Raw genomic sequence first — 16777 nt, 5'->3', positions numbered from 1 at the left:
CTCAGACGTCATTGCCGGGCCCGCTCTGGCAATCCATCATGCCCGATATCAACCTCGAAGAAGGCCACAAAGCAGGGAGTGCCCATGACGCCGCTCGAAAAGATCCAGTCGATGAAGATGCCGTTTGCGGAACTGAAGGGCGTTACGTTCATCGAGGCCGATCAGGACCGGGTGGTCGCGAAAATGGTGGTGCGGCCGGACCTCTGCACCCTCCGCAACACGATCCATGGCGGCGCGGTGATGGCCCTTGCGGACTCGGTCGGCGCCGCCGCGACCGTGATCAACCTGCCTGGGGACGCCAAGGGCACCACGACGCTGGAGAGCAAGACCAACTTCATCGGCGGCGCCAAGGAGGGGACGACCGTGATTGCGACCGCAACACCGGTTCACCGCGGGCGGCGGACCCAGGTGTGGCAGACCAGGCTGGAGACCGAAGACGGCAAGCTGGTCGCGGTGGTGACCCAGACACAGCTGGTACTATGATGGGGCGATAATGTGATTTACCAATCACCACATGCCTTAATTGAATGAATCTCAGCGCTTGAATTTTATGGTGCGTTGCACAATATAGGGGTTGCTAGGGACTCGACGCCTCCTCGAGGGCTACCAAGAGGAGTTATGAAATGAACTATGATTCCATTTGTTCGACGGCCGCCAAGGGCACCGTGCGGACGTTGAGCCAGCAGGAAGAGCTTCCGCTGCTGCGCGATCACCTGCTGCGGCTGGATCGCACCAGCCGTCATGATCGTTTTCATGGCTTCATCGACGACAGTTTCATCCGCCGCTACGCCGAGCGCTGCGCCAATGACGGCACGGTCATCATCGCCTATTTCGAGGACGGCGTGGTCCGCGGCGCGGCCGAGTTGCATCCGCCGGAGCAGTCACCGGATGCCCAGCCCGAGATCGCTTTCAGCGTCGAGCGGTCGGCGCGGCGGAAGGGCGTCGGCAGCACCCTGTTCCGCAAGCTGATCGCCGAGGCGCACGCCAAGGGCTACGGCAGCCTGCGCATCACCACTGGCGCACAGAACGATGCGATGCGGGCGCTCGCCACCAAGTTCGGTGCCCAGCTGACCTTCCATCATGGCGAGTCGACCGGCAGCATCGACCTGAGCGAGCAGCAGCAGCCCGAAGCGGCGCCGGCTGTCGCCGCGGTGACGCCGGTCGAGGCTGCGCACGCGATCGTCGAAATGAACCGCGCGTATTGGCGCATGGTGATGCAGATCTCCGGCTGGGGCCGGGCGGCCTGAATCCGCAGCGTTTCCAAGCGAAGTGGATACCGGTTCGCGTGAAGGAAACGCGTCCAACAAGAATCCCAGATCAAACGAAAAAGGGCAATCCACTCAATGGATTGCCCTTTTTCTTTCAGCAATTGGATGGTGCGTCTCAGGTGCCGGTGCGCTTGTCGGTCGCAAAGCGGCGGACCACGCGGCGCTCGACTACCACGGAGCGCTGCGCGCCCTGTTCGCCGGCGATGACACGGGTTGCCGTGCCGGTGCGGGCACTGACGCGCGCGGTCTTCTTCACCTCGGCGAGCACGTCGTCATAGGGCAGCCCCATGAGGGCCGACGCGATCTCGGCCTGGGCCTCCACGTCATCGGTGATGCCGATGGCAGCGAAGATTGCTTCTTCCAGCGTCGGCGGATCATGCCGCACGCGCCGGGTGCCATACTTGGTGTTCCAGTCTCCGCTCATCGCCGCCTCATCATTGAATCGCGAGAGATACGTAAGGTCCCCAATGTTGCATTGCAATATGAATGTGAGATGGCAATCCAGCCATGCAGCTAGAGTCTCTCAATCTTGTGAGCGTCATAAAGTTCGATGGTGGTCGCCGCGGCCGCGAGAGATTGCAGCGAGCGGACGAAATCGCGTGACGCAGGGACCGCGAAATGCGCCGCCAGCGCGGCGCGGTCGGCCCATTGCTCGAAGAACACCAGTCTGAGCGAATTCTCGCAGTCGACATGGACCGCGTGGGAGATACAGCCGGGCTCGGTGCGCGAGCGATGAACATGTTCAAGGCTCAGCCGCCGCACCTCGTCGAACGAGTCGGGGCGGGCGGTGACGCTGCCGGTGACGACGATCATGATTTCCCCCTCCAATGCGCGATGAAGCCAAGTCATCATCGCACTTTAGGTTCTTGTTTGAGCATGATCTTTTCGGAAAACCGCTTCGCACTTTTCCGGATCATGCTCTACGGGATGGCTTCTGCCCCGGATGCACTCATCTGTTGCTGCGGCCAGCGCTTCAGCGCGGCGCGACCGGCATCGGTCAGCACATAGATGCCGCGCTCGGCGCGATCGAACCAGCCATAGACATTATGCAGCAGGATCTTGCCGGCGTCGGGAATATCCGCGCGGAGGTCGCGCACCCGCCGCGGCCCATCCGAAAGCGCACAGGCGCAGGCCAGCGCCTGCTGCCGGTAGGCGGTCATGATCGGCGCCCGCGTCGATCCGCCCATTGCGGGATCGCCCTTGCGCTTCTGGTGCTCGGTGATCAGCCGTGAACGTTTCTTCGGATTGCGGCGGGGCGCCGCGGTCGGCGGCGGCACCAGCACCTCGACGTCGCCGCGGTCGGTGACACCGAGCATGCCGAAGCCGAGCCGCCGGCACAGATTACGATAGCGCGCGTCGCTCTCGCGGCCCTTGCCGCGGGCCGACACCTTGGCCGCGATCCACACCTCGTCAGCGGCGCCGGCGCGATCGACCGCCTGCAGGATCAGTTCGAGATTGAAGGCGAGCTTGAGTTCACCGACCACGACGACCGGTGGATCATCGCCGCTCAGCGCCACGAGGTCGCAGCCGCCGATCTCGCCCTTCACCGTGAAGCCGAGCTTTTCCAGGAAGCGTTTGACGGGCAGATAAAGCGCGGTTTCCAACAGGCAGGGGCTCCTGCGGCATCGGCCGCGACTCGGTGCGCCAGCATAGCGCGGAATTGCGCCCGCCGATGCGATTGGAATTTGCCCAAGACACGGCCGAGCGGCTATTGTCGGAACCGGGACCAGGCGCAGCTCATGATCCGGAACGGGCTCGATCACATCACCGTCGAATTTCTCGACGGCGTCTCTGGCAGCAACCATGGCGTCATGGTGCTGCGCGACGGACAGATGCGCGGCGGCGACTCGTTTTTCTTTGCCTACGGCAGCTACACCGCAGCCGATGGCAAGTGGAAGGGCGAGGTCACCAACGAGGAGCATTCGCCGACCTATGGCGAGCGCCCGGTGTGGGAACGCAAGGTGGTCACGATCGGATTTACCGGCACCTACACCGACCAGACAGCCGAAGGTGACGGCATGCCGCTCGCCGGCAAGCAGAGCATCCGCTTCCGGTCGAAGCTGCGGCTGCTGGTTGCGGACTGAACTGCCGATGCTAGTCGCGCTCGCGGCCTCAGCTGATCAGGCGATCATATTCTGCGTGCGAGCCGATCCAGAACCAGAGGTATCCTCGTTTGTTTCGACGGCAAGCGCGCGATAGCGCAAGCCAGCCCGAACGGACCAAAATCGCCCGATCTTCTTGAATTGTAGAGATGGATGACGTGAATTGCGCTTCAACAGCGCAAAGTTCGCGTCGGCGAGCTCACGGATTGGAACGGGTAGTTATTCGTAGGCAGTCCAAAATTTGGGGGAGGCCGAGTGTTTCACAAGTCGCGCGACTGTCCGGCGCGATAAGCTGCCAAGGCCTCGTCCGCCAAGGCGTCGAGTTTCCCGGCCTTTGCGTCCCGTTCGATCGCTGCATCGAAACGCTCGGCATCGAACGTTTCAAACCAGGCGCGAAAGCGGGCCAGCTCACGAGGAGGCAGCCGTTCGACGGCCTTTTCGATGTCTTCTGCAGTAGTCATCACGAGCATATGGCATCGGCCAGATCGACCCGAAAGGCATCCGGGAGAGGGAGCGCATCTAAACCCGCCCGTTCACCGGCAGCAGCGCGCCGGTGACGGCGCTCGCGGCATCGCTGGCGAGGAACAGGATCACCTGGGCGAGCTCTTTCGGCGTCACCCATTTGGAGATGTCGGCCTGCGGCATCGCAGCGCGATTGGCGGCGGTGTCGATGATCGAGGGCAACACCGCGTTGACCGTGACCTTGCCCTTCAGTTCCGCAGCGAGCGACTCGGTAAGGCGGTGCACGCCGGCCTTCGAGGCGGCATAGGGACCCATGCCGGAGGCCGCCTGCAAGGCGCCGAGTGCGCCGATATTGATGATCCGTCCGGCGCCCGATTTGGTGAGATGCGGGATAGCGGCGCGCGAGGTGTTGAGCGCCGTCATCACGTTCATCGCATACATGCGCTGCCAGGTCGCCGGGTCGCCGTCGCCGACCGCCTCGAAGGTAAAGCCGCCGGCGATGTTGATCAGCCCGTCGAGCCGGCCGAAATGCGCGGCCGCCTTGTCGATCGCGGCGGTCGCCTGCGCCGTGTCGGTGAGGTCGACACCGCCCAGCTCCATATGGTCGGCCGTCGCCGCAAGCGTTGACGCGGCATGATCGATGCCGGCGACGCGCGCGCCGCGCGCCAGCGCCTCTGTGGCGACCACTTTGCCAAGCGCGCCAAGGGCGCCCGTGATGACGATGGCTTTTCCGTGCATGGCGGTCTCCGCATTCGCGAGCAAACGAATGCCCACTATGATCAGGCGGAATTCATTTGCAATGCCGCCAATTTCGCCGCCTACTGCGCGCATTCATCAATTCATTCACCTCAAGGATGTTTGCGATGCCGACACCCAGACCGTGCGAAACCCATCCCGATCTCGTCAGGTTCGGACATAAGCTGCCGCACTTCGCGGATGCGCTCCGGCATCAGCGCAAGATCAAGCTGGTGGCGCTCGGATCGTCCTCGACCGCGGGCGCTGACAACATCCTGCCGTTCCCGCCGCGGCTCGAGATGCTGCTGCGGCAACGCTTCTTCGGCCGGATGATCGACGTGATCAATCGCGGGATCGGCGGGCAGGAGGCGCCGGAGGAGTATTCGCGCATCGAGTCCGACGTGACGGCTGAGGCGTCGGTGCTGGTGATCTGGCAGGTCGGCACCAACGCCGTCTACAAGAGCTACAATCCGGCCGAGGTGCGTGCGGCGCTGGAGGCCGGGCTCGACGTGCTCGCTGCGCTTCCGCTTGACGTGGTCGTGATGGATTCCCAGTACACGCAGGCGATCGTCGGCACGGAAGCTGCGCTCAATCTCGCCAACGTGATCATGCCGATGATCGCCGAAGTGACCGCAAGCAAGAAGGTGAATCTGTTCAGCCGCTTCGCGCTGATGAAGCGCTGGACCGATGACGGGATTCCACTCGCCGAGCTCGACGATGGCGGGCAGCTTCATACCAGCGAATGGGCGACCAATTGCGTAACCCAGTCGCTGTTCGGCGCGATCGACGACGCCTTGAAGCCGGAGGCGATCACGTAAGCCCAACGACGTCGGCCCGACTACGTAAGACTACGGGGTAGGGCCTGTTGGGTAAAATTTGCAGCAGTTCTGTAAGTCGTTTGCAGAACCCTTTCCTTAGAAGCGGAACTCCAGCCAAGGTAGGGGTTATGCGAATGGGAAATCTTCCGGATCACGGTTTACCGCTGGTTCAGCTTAAGGAGCAGCGGCGCGATCTCGTGGTGGCGCTGCAAAACCGCAAGGGACCAGTGGGCAGCTGGGAATTGATGCAGATCGCCGCGATCCAGCAGGCGATCTCGGCGTTCGAGGATGTGATTGCCGACCTCGATGCGGAACTCGAGCTCGAGGCCGCAGCGGCCTGAGCTTTTTTGGTTCAGCCGGGTTTTCTTCACGCGAACCGGTGTGCACGTCGCTCGAAAAGTCGGGCGAACTGATCAGGCCTGCAGATAGCGGCCTTCAAGCGCCTTGCGCTCGGCCTGGCCGAGCCCGAGGCCTTCGCGGAAATAACCGTCGAGGCTGCCATAGTCGGCATCGATCGCCTCGAATGCAGCCTCCAGAAATGCCGCGCGCACGGTGCCGAGCACCTGCTTGACGTCGTCAGGCAGCTCGGTGCTGTGGGCCGGGTCGCGTTTGTAGAACCGGTTGGTCAGGAGATAGTCGTCCGCGATCACCTGATCGGATACGCCGAGTGCGTGCAGGATCAGCGCGCAGGCAAAGCCGGTGCGATCCTTGCCGGCGGTGCAGTGGATCACCAGCGGCGCGCGGTCTTCCAATAGATGGGCAAACAGCGTGCGGTAGCGCGCGGTGTTGTCCTGCACATAGCCCCGGTAGGAGTCCCGCATCACGTCGATCGCATCGGCTTCCGAGAGCTGACGGTTGCTGGCGATCTCGCGCAGCGAAGCCACCACGGTCGGCTCGACGGGAAGCGAATGCACGGTGACGTCGCTCATGCCGCATAGCGCCTCGGCGCGCTCGGCGACGCCGCGAAAATCGAACGCGCTTCTGACCCCGAGCGAGCGCACCACGGCGACGTCCTGCTCGGTAAGATGCGCAAGATGGTTGGAGCGGAAGATCTGGCGCCAGCGCACCGTCCGCCCGTCGCGCGTCTGGTAGCCGCCGAGGTCGCGAAAATTGCTGGCGCCGGCGAGATTGAGATGACGGGCAGGGGCTTCGGACATCGGGCGGGCCTGTTGCAGCTGATGAGGTCTTGGCGCAGGAATAGCGGCGCAGACAGGTCTATAACCGGCCCGTTGGGGGGAGAATATGACTTATCGCGGGGGCGCCATTGTCATCGGCGCAATTCTTTTCGAGCTCTTTGGTTCCTCGAACGTGTCGGCGCAGTCCGCCTTTCGGAATTATCGCTGCGCCGACGGCACGCAATTCATTGCCGGGTTCTTCAACGGGGATACGCGCGCGCATCTGCAACTCGACGGCAAGGCGGTGACGCTGAAGAAGCGCCTGTCGCTGACGGGCACGCGCTACAAGGGCGGCGGGGTCACGCTCGAGATCAGCCGGGCCGGGCTTGCCAGGCTCCGGCATGCAAGGCGGCCGGCGACGGCCTGCGAGCTGGCATGAAAAAAGGGCCGAAACGCTCGCGTTCCGACCCTTGTTATTGTTCTGCTGCTGTCTGACGTTTTTGCGTCGCGCCCCTCGATCGCATCGGCATCAGTGATCGCGGCCCGGCTTGGCGTCGTCGATGGCCGCCTGATGGTACCAGCTCTCGCTGCAGGCCGAGGTCTCGACTTCAGCGGCGAGTTCGAGCGCGGTCCGCGCCTCGCCGTAGCGGCGTCCGCCGAGAGCCGCGCGGCCCCCTGCCGGGAATTGATAGATTGTTGCCGATCCCTGGATCGGTCCTTGGTTTTGGCCCGTGGTGATCATGTCAAAGTCTCCTTTGGCCGGAGCGAGCCTCCATGGTGCGCCCGACTCATTCGCGTGTGGTTACCGTGTTTTCGATATCGGCCCGGGCTGGGCGGGGTGCAAGTGAACAAGAAATAGTCATTGTTTGGCTAATTCGTGGGCAGATTCGGGTTTGCTTCCTGTGAGGCAGGATGTAGCTGACCAACGCTTGAGCCGCGACGATGGTTGCGGGGCACCCGATCGTTGGACACGAACTGTCACATGGCGCTGCCGCCGCATTAAGCGGCAGGCGATGCCGTAGCCGAATTTGCTGCAGAAACGGGCGGCGGAGGGCGCTGGGAGAAGATTTTGACTGACCGCGGCGCATGCCAGCCGCGCTGCTATGTCGCAGAAAAAAATGCGATCTCCGCTGTGGACATCCGCGGCCGGGCGGGCACCGCAGTGCAGCGACTGGCATTTTAATTGCTTAGTAAGAGCCGGCCGATGGTGGCCGGGTACGCGTGCGGCGGCCGACTGGCTTTCGGTTCCTCACGGTTTTGCATCATCAACAGAGAGGTTCAATGACCAAGTACAAGCTCGAGTATATCTGGCTCGACGGATATACGCCGACGCCGAGCCTGCGCGGTAAGACGCAGATCAAGGAATTCGCGTCGTTCCCGACCCTCGAACAGCTTCCGCTGTGGGGCTTTGACGGTTCGTCCACCCAGCAGGCTGAAGGCCACAGCTCTGACTGCGTGCTGAAGCCGGTCGCCTGCTATCCCGACGCCGCGCGCGAGAACGGCGTGCTGGTGATGTGCGAAGTCATGATGCCCGACGGCAAGACGCCGCATGTCTCGAACAAGCGCGCCACCGTTCTGGATGACGAAGGCGCCTGGTTCGGCTTCGAGCAGGAATACTTCTTCTACAAGGACGGCCGTCCGCTCGGCTTTCCGGAAGAGGGTTATCCGGCGCCGCAGGGCCCGTACTACACCGGCGTCGGCTACAAGAACGTCGGCAGCGTCGCCCGCAAGATCGTCGAAGAGCATCTCAATCTCTGCCTCGCCGCCGGCATCAACCACGAAGGCATCAACGCCGAAGTGGCGAAGGGCCAGTGGGAATTCCAGATCTTCGGCAAGGGCTCCAAGACCGCCGCTGACCAGATGTGGATGGCCCGCTACCTGATGCTGCGCCTCACCGAGAGCTACGGCATCGATATCGAATTCCATTGCAAGCCGCTCGGCGACACCGACTGGAACGGCTCGGGCATGCACGCCAACTTCTCGACCAAGTACATGCGCGAAGTCGGCGGCAAGGAGTACTTCGAGAGCCTGATGAAGGCCTTCGACAAGAACCTGATGGATCACATCGCCGTCTACGGCCCGGACAACGACAAGCGCCTGACCGGCAAGCACGAGACCGCGCCCTGGAACAAGTTCAGCTACGGCGTGGCTGACCGTGGTGCCTCGATCCGCGTTCCGCACTCCTTCGTCAACAACGGCTACAAGGGCTATCTGGAAGACCGTCGCCCGAACTCGCAAGGCGACCCCTACCAGATCGCTTCGCAGATCCTGAAGACGATCTCCGAGGTGCCGACCGGCGCCAAGGCTGCGGCCTAAGCTGCTATCGGACCCGGATGGAGCCATCCGGTACCGCAAATCGGGTCCGCCAGGGCGACAGCCTTGGCGGACCTTCGCTATTTAGCGATACCCTTTGCAGGCGGCGTTCCGCCGAAACCGGTTTCGCTGCGTTATGAACCGCGCTAGATAACGGGTGCATCTTGGCTGCCGGGGATGCGGCGCTTGTTTGAGGGGTTTTACAAGGTCCGGTTCGAACTCGGCGGCGCCGTCGGCCGCGGCGTGATGTATGTCGGCGATGGCAAGATGCTGGGCGGCAATTCGGCGTTCGCCCATATCGGCACCTACGAGAAAGCCGGCGACGAGGTCGCAGTCGAGATCCAGACCGTCCGCCATAACCCCGATCCGAACTACCGCGCGATGGCCGGTACCGATGACGCCACGCTGATTGCCAAAGGCCGGCCGGACGGCGACCTCTACCGCTTCAAGGGCGAGCTGAAGGAGTTGCCCGGCGTGCCGTTCCAGTCGGTGATGACGCCGATCACCGAGGGGGACATCCCGCTCGCCGGCGGAGTCGGCGAGGGCGGCGTCATCAACGGGCTCTATTCGATCCACATCCGCGTGCTCGACGGGGTCGACGGCGGCCTCACCGGCGTGATGCTGCTGAACAACGGCCGCATCCTTGGCGGCGACGCTTTCTTCTACTATCTCGGCACCTACACCTCCGAGAAAGGCCGCTGGAAGGGCCAGATCCTCAATCAGGAGCACACTTCGGCGATGGGCGAGAACCCGATCTTTGGCGGCCACGAGGTCGGCATCGGCTTTGCCGGCACCTGCGACGCCGAGGGCGCCGTGCTGGAGGCGACCGCGCTTGCCGGCAAGCGCAGCCTGCGCCTCACGGCCGCGCTCAAGCTGATGCGGCGGGCATAGGCCATATGGGCAATTCGGTTCGCGTTCTTTCGACACTGGCGCTGAAGGGCGCGGTCGCGCGGCTCGCCGCTGCCTATCAGGCGGCGAGCGGCGTTGCGATCGACGCCGATTTCGCCCCGACGCTGGCACTACTCGAACGCCTGCGCGGCGGCGAGGGCTCCGATCTCGTGATCCTGACCCGCCAGGGCCTCGACGAGATGATCGGCGAGGGCCGCGTTGCGCGGGAAAGTGCCGTTGATCTCGCGCGCTCCTATGTCGGCGTCGCGGTGAAGGCGGGGGCGGCTCATCCCGACATCGCGACTGAAGCCGCGCTGCGTGCGGCGCTGCTCGGTGCGCGGGCGGTGGCCTATTCGCGGCTCGGCGCCAGCGGCATCCTGTTCGCGCAGCTGATCGAGCGTCTCGGCATTGTGGAGGCGATCAACGCGCGGGCGGTGATCATTCCGAGCGGCTTCACCGCGGAGAAGCTCGTCAGCGGCGAGGCCGACCTCGCGATCCAGCAGATCAGTGAGTTGAAGCAGATCGAGGGCATCGAGGTCGTCGGGCCGATTCCGCTGGATTTGCAGACCCCGGCGGTGTTCTCCGCCGGCCGCATGGCAGCGTCGCAGCGCGCGGCGGCCGCCGATCACCTGCTGCGCTATCTGTCGTCGGCTGACGTCGCGCCAGTGCTGCGCGAGACCGGGCTCGAGCCTTGAATTCGCCCGCACCGCGACGCAACCTGCTGGTCATGTTCAAACCACTTCACGCGATTGTCTTCGCTGTGGCGCTGGCCGCGCCCGTGCTTGCCCATGCGCAATCGGCCGACCTCGTGCTGTGCGACCGGCTTGCCGCCGATCCCACCGATCCCGACAAGCCGGCCGACGTGAAGGGCGTGCCCGACATCGCGTCGGCCGACATCGCGACCGCGATCAAGTACTGCGCGGTGGCCGCAAGATCGTCGCGCCGCGCGATGTACCAGCTCGGCCGGGCCTATGCCGCCAACCGGCAGACGGCGGAAGCCGCAAGCGCTTGGCGCAAGGCCGCCGACAAGGGCTCGACCTCGGCGATGGTCGAGCTCGGCGTGCTCTACGGCAACGGCACCGGCGTTGCCAAAGACGAGGCGCAGGCCCGCAAATTGTTCGAGCGCGCGGCGCAGGCCGGCAACGCGCGCGGCGTCAGCAATCTCGCCGCGCTCGGCGGCGGCGGCGCGGCAGCTGATCCGGCACGCGCGCGCGAATTGCTCGCCAAATCCGCCGAGACCAATGCCGAAGCGCAGTACCAGCTCGGCATGATGCTGGCCGAAGGCCAGGGCGGCGCGCAGGACGATGTCGGCGCGCGGGCGCTGTTCGAGAAGGCCGCTGCGCAGAACCATCCGGGCGCGCTGGAGCGGATGGGCGCCTTCGCGCAGGCCGGTCGCGGCGGGCCGAAGGACAGCGATGCCGCGAAAGCTTATTACGAGCGGGCGGCGGCGCTCGGCGACGAGGATGCCAAGAAGGCGCTGGAGCGGGCCCGCTGTCCCTATGTCATCAAGGACAAGCGCGGCAATGCCGTGACCAATCTCTGCTTCTAACCGAACTGGAACGCTCTCCGCGGCATGTCGTTGACATGCGAAAGGCATTGGCGAGGCGTTGCGATGATCCGCAAACTAAGTTCCGGCGAGTACCGGCTCTATTCCCGCAAGGTCAATCCGAAGACCGGCAAGCGCCGCAATCTCGGCACCTTCAAGTCGCGCGCGGCGGCGGAGAAGCACGAGCGCGACGTGCAGTATTTCAAGCGCCACTAGTTCGGAGTTGCGCGACTTAAGGCACTGGGCAGGCCGCGCCGGTCTTCACCCAGGCCTCGACCAGCGCGCCGGCCTGCGCCTGCGTGCCCGGTGCCGGTGCGCGGCCGAAGCCGGGATGCCAGGCCCAGCCCACCAGCGTGTCCTTGCCGATATGCTCGACCAGCTCCTCGACCTTGCGGCCGCCATTGCGCTCGGGGTCGCGGATTTGCGCGCAAATCTCGCCGACGGTCTTGCCGGCCCATGCCATCTCGCGCGGCGCAAGGTGCCATTCCGGGTGTCCCGGCACCCGACCGGGGTCGAAATTGGCGTGCTGGTGACAGATCGAGCAGCGCATGGCGTCCTTGCCGTGGCCGTCGGCACCGCGTGTCACCGGTGGCTGATGCATGCGGCTGATGTCGCCCTGCCGCGGGCTGTCGCCGGCAGGATGGCAGTTCGTGCAGCGCGGATGCGTCAACACCTTGCCGAGCTCGGTGAAGATCGCCGCCGAGCGCTGCTCGACATTCTCGATGCCGGCAAAGCTTTCCGGCGAGGCGAGGGCGTGGCTCGCGCTTTCCGACGCCGCGTAGCCCGCGCACAGGCTGGTCGCGAGCGCCGTCAGCACCGCAACGATCCGAAACCGCGTTTCCGATGGCATTGCTCGCGCACTCACTTGCTGGCGGTCAGATAGCGTTTGGAATCGGCGAGGATCACGTCGCGCACCGCCTGATGATACTTGATGTAGCCGGTGCAGCGGCACAGATGGCCGTCGAGCGCATCCGCAATCACGCTCTCGAGCTGGTCCCGCGCCACCGGCGTCTTCGCCAGCCGTTCGAGCAGCACCTGGCCTTCGTTGAGGAAACCGGCGGTGCAATAGCCGCACTGGAACGCGAAGTGGTCGATGAAGGCGCGCTGCAACGCCGAGAGTTCGCCGTCCCTGGCGTGGCCCTCGACGGTGCGGATCGCCTTGCCGTCGAAATTGGCCGCCGGCACCACGCAGGTCGGGGTGGTGTAGCTCGTGCCGTCGGGATTATCGATGATAACGGCACAGCTCAGGCATTGCGCGGCGCCGCAGCCGAACTTGGTGCCGGTCATCCCGAGCATTTCCCGAAGGAAATCGTTCATCGAGAGGTCGTCTCGGACCTCGATCGGACCGTGCTTCTGGCCGTTGATGGTGAGGTTGAGCGTCGTCACGCCAGCGCTCCCTTGAGCAGGCTCGTTGTCACCGGCAGTGAGCGGAAGCGGTGGCCGGTCGCGTCGTTGATGGCGTTGAGCAGCGCCGGCACGATCGGGATCATCACCACCTCGGCCATGCCCTTCGGCGGCTCGTCCGGCGTCAGCGGCGGCAGCATCTCGATCTCGAGATCGTGCAGCGGCAGGTCGGAGCCGCGCGCGATCAGGTACTGGCCGAGATTCCACTGCCCGTTGCCGGGCCCGCCCTCGAACGGCGGCAGGGTTTCCAGCAAGGCGTAGCCGACGCCCATCGCGAACCCGCCATGCGACTGGCCGAGCACCACTTCAGGCACCAGCGCCTGGCCGCATTCGAACACGCTGTAGGCCTTGGCGATGCGCAAGCTGCCGGTCGCGCGCTCGATCTCGACGCGGACCAGCGTGCCGCACATCGAGGTGTAGGCGGTGCCGATCCGGTTGTTGTCGGTCGGTGGAAATTTCACGCTTGTTCGGTCGATCCGCTCGAACTGGCTCCGGCCGCGACGAATAGCGAGCGCGTCGATCTCGGCGCGGTACTGCTCGCCGAACAGCGGGAAGCGGGCGCGCGACCAGGCCCAGCGCGAGAAGCTGTGCGCGATGGCGCCGGTGACGAAGCCGCGCGCATGCGCGGTCGCGGCAAGCTTTGGCAAGGGTAGCGGCGCGAGATCGTCGAGCACCAGCTGGCCATCCTTCCAGTGCGCCTTGTCCCATTGGCGGGTGCGGGGATCGGCCTTGGCGATGTGCCAGAGCTCGAGCGCCGCCGGCCACAGGCCGAAGCGGAAGATGACGCGGGCCGCCTCGGCCGACGAGTGCGTGCCGACATGGGCGCCGATCGACGCGCTGGTTGCCGAACTGATCGCCGGCACCCAGCGCGGGTTCTTCTCGGCGAGATCCTGGGTCTTCTGATCCATCGTGTAGGGATCGCCCGAGGTGACGAGCCCGAGCGCGTCGTAGCTGTCGACCCGGGAGACCGCGACCTCGTCGGCGACGGCGCCGAGATGGCTCGCGACCCGGTTGGCGAGCGCGGTGCCGACGCCGTTGCCCATCTCGACGTGGTCGCAGTGGATCGCGATCCGTCCCTCGGGGTCGATCTCGACCCGGCCGAGCGAGCAATCCGCGCCCGAGCCGTAATCCTTGGTGACGCAGGCGACGCCGGTGCCGACCAGGCGTCCCTCCGGCGCCTTCTGCTTGAAGCCAGCGCGCTGTTGCCAGATCGGATGCTTCTCGAGCTTGTCGAGGATGTCTGGCGTGCGCACCGACACGATGTAGGGATTGCCGGTCATGGTCCGGCCGTTCTGCTTCAGCGCATTGTTGCGCCGGAATGCGATCGGATCGACCTTGAGCTCGCTCGCCGCCTCGTCGATCAGGACTTCGAGCGCGGTCATGGTCTGCAGCGTGCCGTAGCCGCGCATCGAGCCTGCGGTGACGCCGCGCGAGTGCAGCGCCACGGTGGTGACGTCGACTTTCGGGATGTCGTAGATGCCGATCGCGGCGGTCGCGGCAACGACCGCGACATTGGCCGAGAAGTTGGCGAGCCCGCCGCCGTCGAGCACATGATCGGCGGCAAATGCCGTGATCCTGCCGCTGGCGCGATCGATGCCGATCCGCGAGCGCATCTTGATCGGGTGGCGTTTGATGCCGCCCTGGAATTGCTGGTAGCGGTCCTGCGCCAGCCGCACCGGCCGGCCCGGGAAGAACATCGCCGCCAGCGCCACGTAAAGCACGAACGGGGTATGGTCGCGGCCGCCGAAGCCGCCGCCGACATGGGCGAACTGCGCGTTGATGTGCGAGGGCCGCAACGGCGGACGAGCCTTGCCGAGCATGAAGGCGATCGACTCGGTCGCCTCATAGGGCGACTGCACGCCGAGCACCAGTTCGAGATTGCCGCTGTTGTCGCTGTACCAGGCGAGCCCGCTCTCCGGTTCCAGGAACATCGGATCGACCGACTGGGTCTCGAACTCGCGGTCGAGCACGAGCTGTGTCGGATCGTCCTTGGCGAGTTGGGCGCGGATCGCTTCGCCATGGGTTGCGGCCTTGGCGTAGTCGGCCTTGGTCTCCTTGGCGAGCGGCAGCCAGACCGGCAGCGCCGCGTTCTGGATGCGGCTCGGCGAAACCCAACCGGCTTGGATCGGCGAATAGACGTCGGGCGCGTCAGGCGAGGCGCCCGCCACGCGCGTGAAGCGATACGCGCCGTAGTTCGGCAGGATGACCGGCCCGGTCTCGTCGCCGAATTTGACGAAGCCGCCGTCGCGCAGCGCGAGGCGGGCGCGGTCGAAGGCGTCGAACTGCTCGAAGATCAACAGCGCGACCGGTTGTCCGAGATAGAGCGGCGTCTTGCCGACCGGGCAGAACAGGTCGCCGGTGTAGAACTCCGGGACCCGCGTGCCGATCCGGTCGAGATCGGCAGCGGTTACGATAACCGACGGCTTTGCCGGACCATCGAGACGGGCGAGGTCCATGCCGGCATAGACATGCGTCGCGTCATCGGCGCGGACCAGGATGGCGTGCGCGGTGGTCGCGGGCCAGCCCGGCATGTCGGCGGCGCGGAAGTCGGACGCGTAGAGTTTTGCGCCGGTGACCTTGGCGACGCCGTCGACACGGCCGGCGCCCTTTTCCGCCGGGTTGAAATGGCCGCGGCCGGGCAGCGTCTCGCGGGTCGCGAAAGCCGGTTCCTTCGCCAGCGCCAGATGCGACAGGCTGACCGAGATGCCGCCTGCCGACAACCACTTCACGAAATCGCGTCGCGAAGGCCGCATGGTCTGATCTTTCATCGACACCTCGACGACGGCATATCGCGCCGGGGTTTAACAATTGGTGCAATACACGCGAAAGTATTGCGGCAAAGCGAGCGCAACCGCAACGCCGCAATAGGTCGTAGCTGCCTCCCTCGTAGCTTTGGGCTCACTTCAGGTCGGCGATGGTGGCCGGTCCCGGACCCGGCGTGATCAGCGTCGGCCACTGCTTGGAACCGAACGGCACCAGCGGCGGCAGGAAGGCGGTCATGCCGCGCTTCTTGGTCTCGGCAATGATCGCCTCGCGCGCGTCGCCCCCCATCAGCTCATAGTCCATCAGGTGATAGCTGCCGAAGAACAGCGCGCCGACCGAGCGGTCCGCGATGATCCGGATCAGCGACTCTAGCATGTCCGACGGCGTGGTGGTGAAGGAGATCGTCTCGATCAGCATCAGGCGGCTGTTGATGGCGTCAGGCCCGAAGAACTGCGCCAGCACGCTGAAGATCACGTTGTTCTGCCGCGCCACATAGATCGTGTTGCTCGCGCCGTAGGTCTTCTCCCAGTCGGTGCCGAGTTGCGACTTCCAGTCGGCCATGACCGTCATCCAGTGCGCAACCTGGGTCTGCGCAGCCCAGGCGACGTTCTTGGCGAGCAGCGGCGCCTGCTTCTTGCCGAACGCCTCGAGCGTCGCGAAGGGGATCGCGCCGGCGGTGAGGCATTCATCCATGAAGGCGATGTTGTTCTTGAGGATGGCACGGTTGTTGTCGCGCCAGTCCGCCTGCATCGGCGTGGCATCGAGCCCGTCGAGCGCCGACTGCATCCGGCTGCGATAGGCCTGCATCGACCCGCGCCATGCCTTGTCGTCGGGATTGTTGACATAGGGGCCGACCACCTCGGCCAGCGCCATCGTGCTGTGGCCGACCGATTTGAGCAGCTGATAGACGATCGGCACCTGCGGCGCCTCGGTCGGCGGCTTGCCCGGCCGGTACAGGATCAGGCGGCCGCCGGCGCCGGAGAACAGGCCGAGGATCACCGGGTGTTTGTCGAGGATGTTCTTCTGGAAGATCCGCGCCGCATCGCCGTAGAGCTCGAACATGCCGGTGTTGAGCGCGAGCACGTCCTTGGTCGCGACGTCGGCCGGCGTTGATGAGGTCTTACCGGAGATCGGCCCCATATAGTCGGGAAGTGACTGGGCCAGGGCTGTGCCGTCGCCGCCGAGCAGCAGCGCCAGCGCGGCGGCCAGGCCAAAGCGATTGATCATGTGATGCTCCTCGAAGCCTCGCCTGTGTCGAGGCCGGGTGCGGCCGCGCGACCATTGGCGGGATGCGCAAATGCTTGGACACAATGAACTGGGAGATCAGAGAACCGGCAGACCGGATCCCGCGTGACGCAGCACG

Annotated in this window: 22 protein-coding genes and 1 pseudogene; 11 read left to right on the top strand and 12 right to left on the bottom strand. The window is 64.9% G+C overall.

Annotated features, from left to right (window positions below; translation table 11 throughout):
* Positions 1–84 precede the first annotated feature (84 nt).
* Both J2R76_RS09115 and J2R76_RS09110 read left to right on the top strand, forming a co-directional pair.
* Positions 85–483 (top strand): PaaI family thioesterase, encoded by a 399-nt coding sequence (locus J2R76_RS09115; RefSeq protein ID WP_057019919.1) that lies wholly within the window; start codon positions 85–87, stop codon positions 481–483.
* A gap of 140 nt (positions 484–623) precedes the next feature.
* Positions 624–1247 (top strand): GNAT family N-acetyltransferase, encoded by a 624-nt coding sequence (locus tag J2R76_RS09110; protein ID WP_076832051.1) that lies wholly within the window; start codon positions 624–626, stop codon positions 1245–1247.
* A 136-nt stretch (positions 1248–1383) separates the two neighbouring features.
* Here the strand turns inward: J2R76_RS09110 and J2R76_RS09105 are convergent, their stop codons facing one another.
* From J2R76_RS09105 to J2R76_RS09095, 3 genes are all read right to left on the bottom strand, one after another.
* On the bottom strand, positions 1384–1692 hold the full coding sequence (locus J2R76_RS09105; protein ID WP_016843036.1) for a hypothetical protein: 309 nt from the start codon (positions 1690–1692) through the stop codon (positions 1384–1386).
* 89 nt (positions 1693–1781) lie between these two features.
* Entirely contained in the window at positions 1782–2081 is a 300-nt protein-coding gene (locus J2R76_RS09100) for a putative quinol monooxygenase (RefSeq protein ID WP_076832055.1), read from the bottom strand.
* 107 nt (positions 2082–2188) lie between these two features.
* Positions 2189–2872 carry a DUF2161 domain-containing phosphodiesterase gene (locus tag J2R76_RS09095; protein ID WP_057020059.1) on the bottom strand — a complete coding sequence of 228 codons (684 nt, stop codon included), beginning with the start codon at positions 2870–2872 and terminating at the stop codon, positions 2189–2191.
* A 135-nt stretch (positions 2873–3007) separates the two neighbouring features.
* Here J2R76_RS09095 and J2R76_RS09090 point away from each other — a divergent pair, with 135 nt between their 5' ends.
* Positions 3008–3352 (top strand): hypothetical protein, encoded by a 345-nt coding sequence (locus J2R76_RS09090; protein WP_076832058.1) that lies wholly within the window; start codon positions 3008–3010, stop codon positions 3350–3352.
* A 28-nt stretch (positions 3353–3380) separates the two neighbouring features.
* Here J2R76_RS09090 and J2R76_RS09085 read toward each other — a convergent pair.
* The 3 genes and pseudogenes from J2R76_RS09085 to fabG all read right to left on the bottom strand — a co-directional run bounded on the left by J2R76_RS09085 (position 3381) and on the right by fabG (position 4570).
* Positions 3381–3577, bottom strand: a pseudogene (locus J2R76_RS09085) (hypothetical protein).
* Positions 3578–3630: 53 nt separating this feature from the next.
* Entirely contained in the window at positions 3631–3840 is a 210-nt protein-coding gene (locus J2R76_RS09080; RefSeq protein ID WP_371852171.1) for a hypothetical protein, read from the bottom strand.
* A 49-nt stretch (positions 3841–3889) separates the two neighbouring features.
* A complete protein-coding gene (fabG, locus tag J2R76_RS09075; protein ID WP_057020061.1) occupies positions 3890–4570 on the bottom strand; it encodes a 3-oxoacyl-ACP reductase FabG in 681 nt (226 codons plus the stop codon).
* 125 nt (positions 4571–4695) lie between these two features.
* On the opposite strand from fabG, the gene J2R76_RS09070 reads away from it, so the two are divergent.
* Together J2R76_RS09070 and J2R76_RS09065 are read left to right on the top strand one after the other, a co-directional pair.
* Positions 4696–5385: a hypothetical protein gene (locus tag J2R76_RS09070; RefSeq protein ID WP_076832214.1), complete on the top strand. Its 690-nt coding sequence runs from the start codon at positions 4696–4698 to the stop codon at positions 5383–5385.
* Positions 5386–5519: 134 nt separating this feature from the next.
* Complete coding sequence (locus J2R76_RS09065) at positions 5520–5726, top strand: hypothetical protein (protein WP_035634033.1); 207 nt, start codon at positions 5520–5522, stop codon at positions 5724–5726.
* 72 nt (positions 5727–5798) lie between these two features.
* Here J2R76_RS09065 and J2R76_RS09060 read toward each other — a convergent pair whose 3' ends face one another.
* The gene (locus J2R76_RS09060; RefSeq protein WP_076832061.1) at positions 5799–6542 is read right to left on the bottom strand and encodes a tyrosine-protein phosphatase; all 744 of its coding nucleotides are present in this window, start codon (positions 6540–6542) and stop codon (positions 5799–5801) included.
* Between the two features lie 85 nt (positions 6543–6627).
* On the opposite strand from J2R76_RS09060, the gene J2R76_RS09055 reads away from it, so the two are divergent.
* A complete protein-coding gene (locus J2R76_RS09055; RefSeq protein WP_057019926.1) occupies positions 6628–6939 on the top strand; it encodes an MliC family protein in 312 nt (103 codons plus the stop codon).
* Positions 6940–7029: 90 nt separating this feature from the next.
* On the opposite strand, the gene J2R76_RS09050 is transcribed toward J2R76_RS09055, so the two are convergent.
* Complete coding sequence (locus J2R76_RS09050; protein WP_050386610.1) at positions 7030–7242, bottom strand: DUF2735 domain-containing protein; 213 nt, start codon at positions 7240–7242, stop codon at positions 7030–7032.
* A gap of 539 nt (positions 7243–7781) precedes the next feature.
* Between J2R76_RS09050 and J2R76_RS09045 the strand changes: the two genes are divergently transcribed.
* The 5 genes from J2R76_RS09045 to J2R76_RS09025 all read left to right on the top strand — a co-directional run bounded on the left by J2R76_RS09045 (position 7782) and on the right by J2R76_RS09025 (position 11463).
* Positions 7782–8816: a glutamine synthetase beta-grasp domain-containing protein gene (locus tag J2R76_RS09045; protein WP_024581543.1), complete on the top strand. Its 1035-nt coding sequence runs from the start codon at positions 7782–7784 to the stop codon at positions 8814–8816.
* A gap of 183 nt (positions 8817–8999) precedes the next feature.
* Positions 9000–9704 (top strand): hypothetical protein, encoded by a 705-nt coding sequence (locus J2R76_RS09040; protein ID WP_057020062.1) that lies wholly within the window; start codon positions 9000–9002, stop codon positions 9702–9704.
* Between the two features lie 5 nt (positions 9705–9709).
* Positions 9710–10396: a substrate-binding domain-containing protein gene (locus J2R76_RS09035; RefSeq protein WP_076832064.1), complete on the top strand. Its 687-nt coding sequence runs from the start codon at positions 9710–9712 to the stop codon at positions 10394–10396.
* A gap of 32 nt (positions 10397–10428) precedes the next feature.
* Positions 10429–11250 carry a tetratricopeptide repeat protein gene (locus J2R76_RS09030; protein ID WP_076832067.1) on the top strand — a complete coding sequence of 274 codons (822 nt, stop codon included), beginning with the start codon at positions 10429–10431 and terminating at the stop codon, positions 11248–11250.
* Positions 11251–11313: 63 nt separating this feature from the next.
* Positions 11314–11463, top strand: coding sequence for a hypothetical protein (locus J2R76_RS09025; protein WP_092086355.1), 150 nt, complete (start codon positions 11314–11316; stop codon positions 11461–11463).
* A 16-nt stretch (positions 11464–11479) separates the two neighbouring features.
* On the opposite strand, the gene J2R76_RS09020 is transcribed toward J2R76_RS09025, so the two are convergent.
* From J2R76_RS09020 to J2R76_RS09005, 4 genes are all read right to left on the bottom strand, one after another.
* Positions 11480–12097, bottom strand: a complete 618-nt coding sequence (locus tag J2R76_RS09020) for a hypothetical protein (protein ID WP_057019930.1) — start codon at positions 12095–12097, stop codon at positions 11480–11482.
* Positions 12098–12108: 11 nt separating this feature from the next.
* Positions 12109–12633 carry a (2Fe-2S)-binding protein gene (locus tag J2R76_RS09015; protein WP_028332318.1) on the bottom strand — a complete coding sequence of 175 codons (525 nt, stop codon included), beginning with the start codon at positions 12631–12633 and terminating at the stop codon, positions 12109–12111.
* On the bottom strand, positions 12630–15404 hold the full coding sequence (locus J2R76_RS09010) for a xanthine dehydrogenase family protein molybdopterin-binding subunit (protein WP_076832216.1): 2775 nt from the start codon (positions 15402–15404) through the stop codon (positions 12630–12632). Before J2R76_RS09010 ends, J2R76_RS09015 begins: the two co-directional genes overlap by 4 nt.
* 145 nt (positions 15405–15549) lie before the next feature.
* Positions 15550–16641, bottom strand: a complete 1092-nt coding sequence (locus tag J2R76_RS09005) for a hypothetical protein (RefSeq protein ID WP_076832070.1) — start codon at positions 16639–16641, stop codon at positions 15550–15552.
* Positions 16642–16777 lie beyond the last annotated feature (136 nt).

The sequence above is a fragment of the Bradyrhizobium sp. USDA 4532 genome (assembly GCF_024171315.1).
Lineage (GTDB): Bacteria > Pseudomonadota > Alphaproteobacteria > Rhizobiales > Xanthobacteraceae > Bradyrhizobium > Bradyrhizobium australafricanum.
This window is presented reverse-complemented; position numbering and strand designations above follow the sequence as displayed.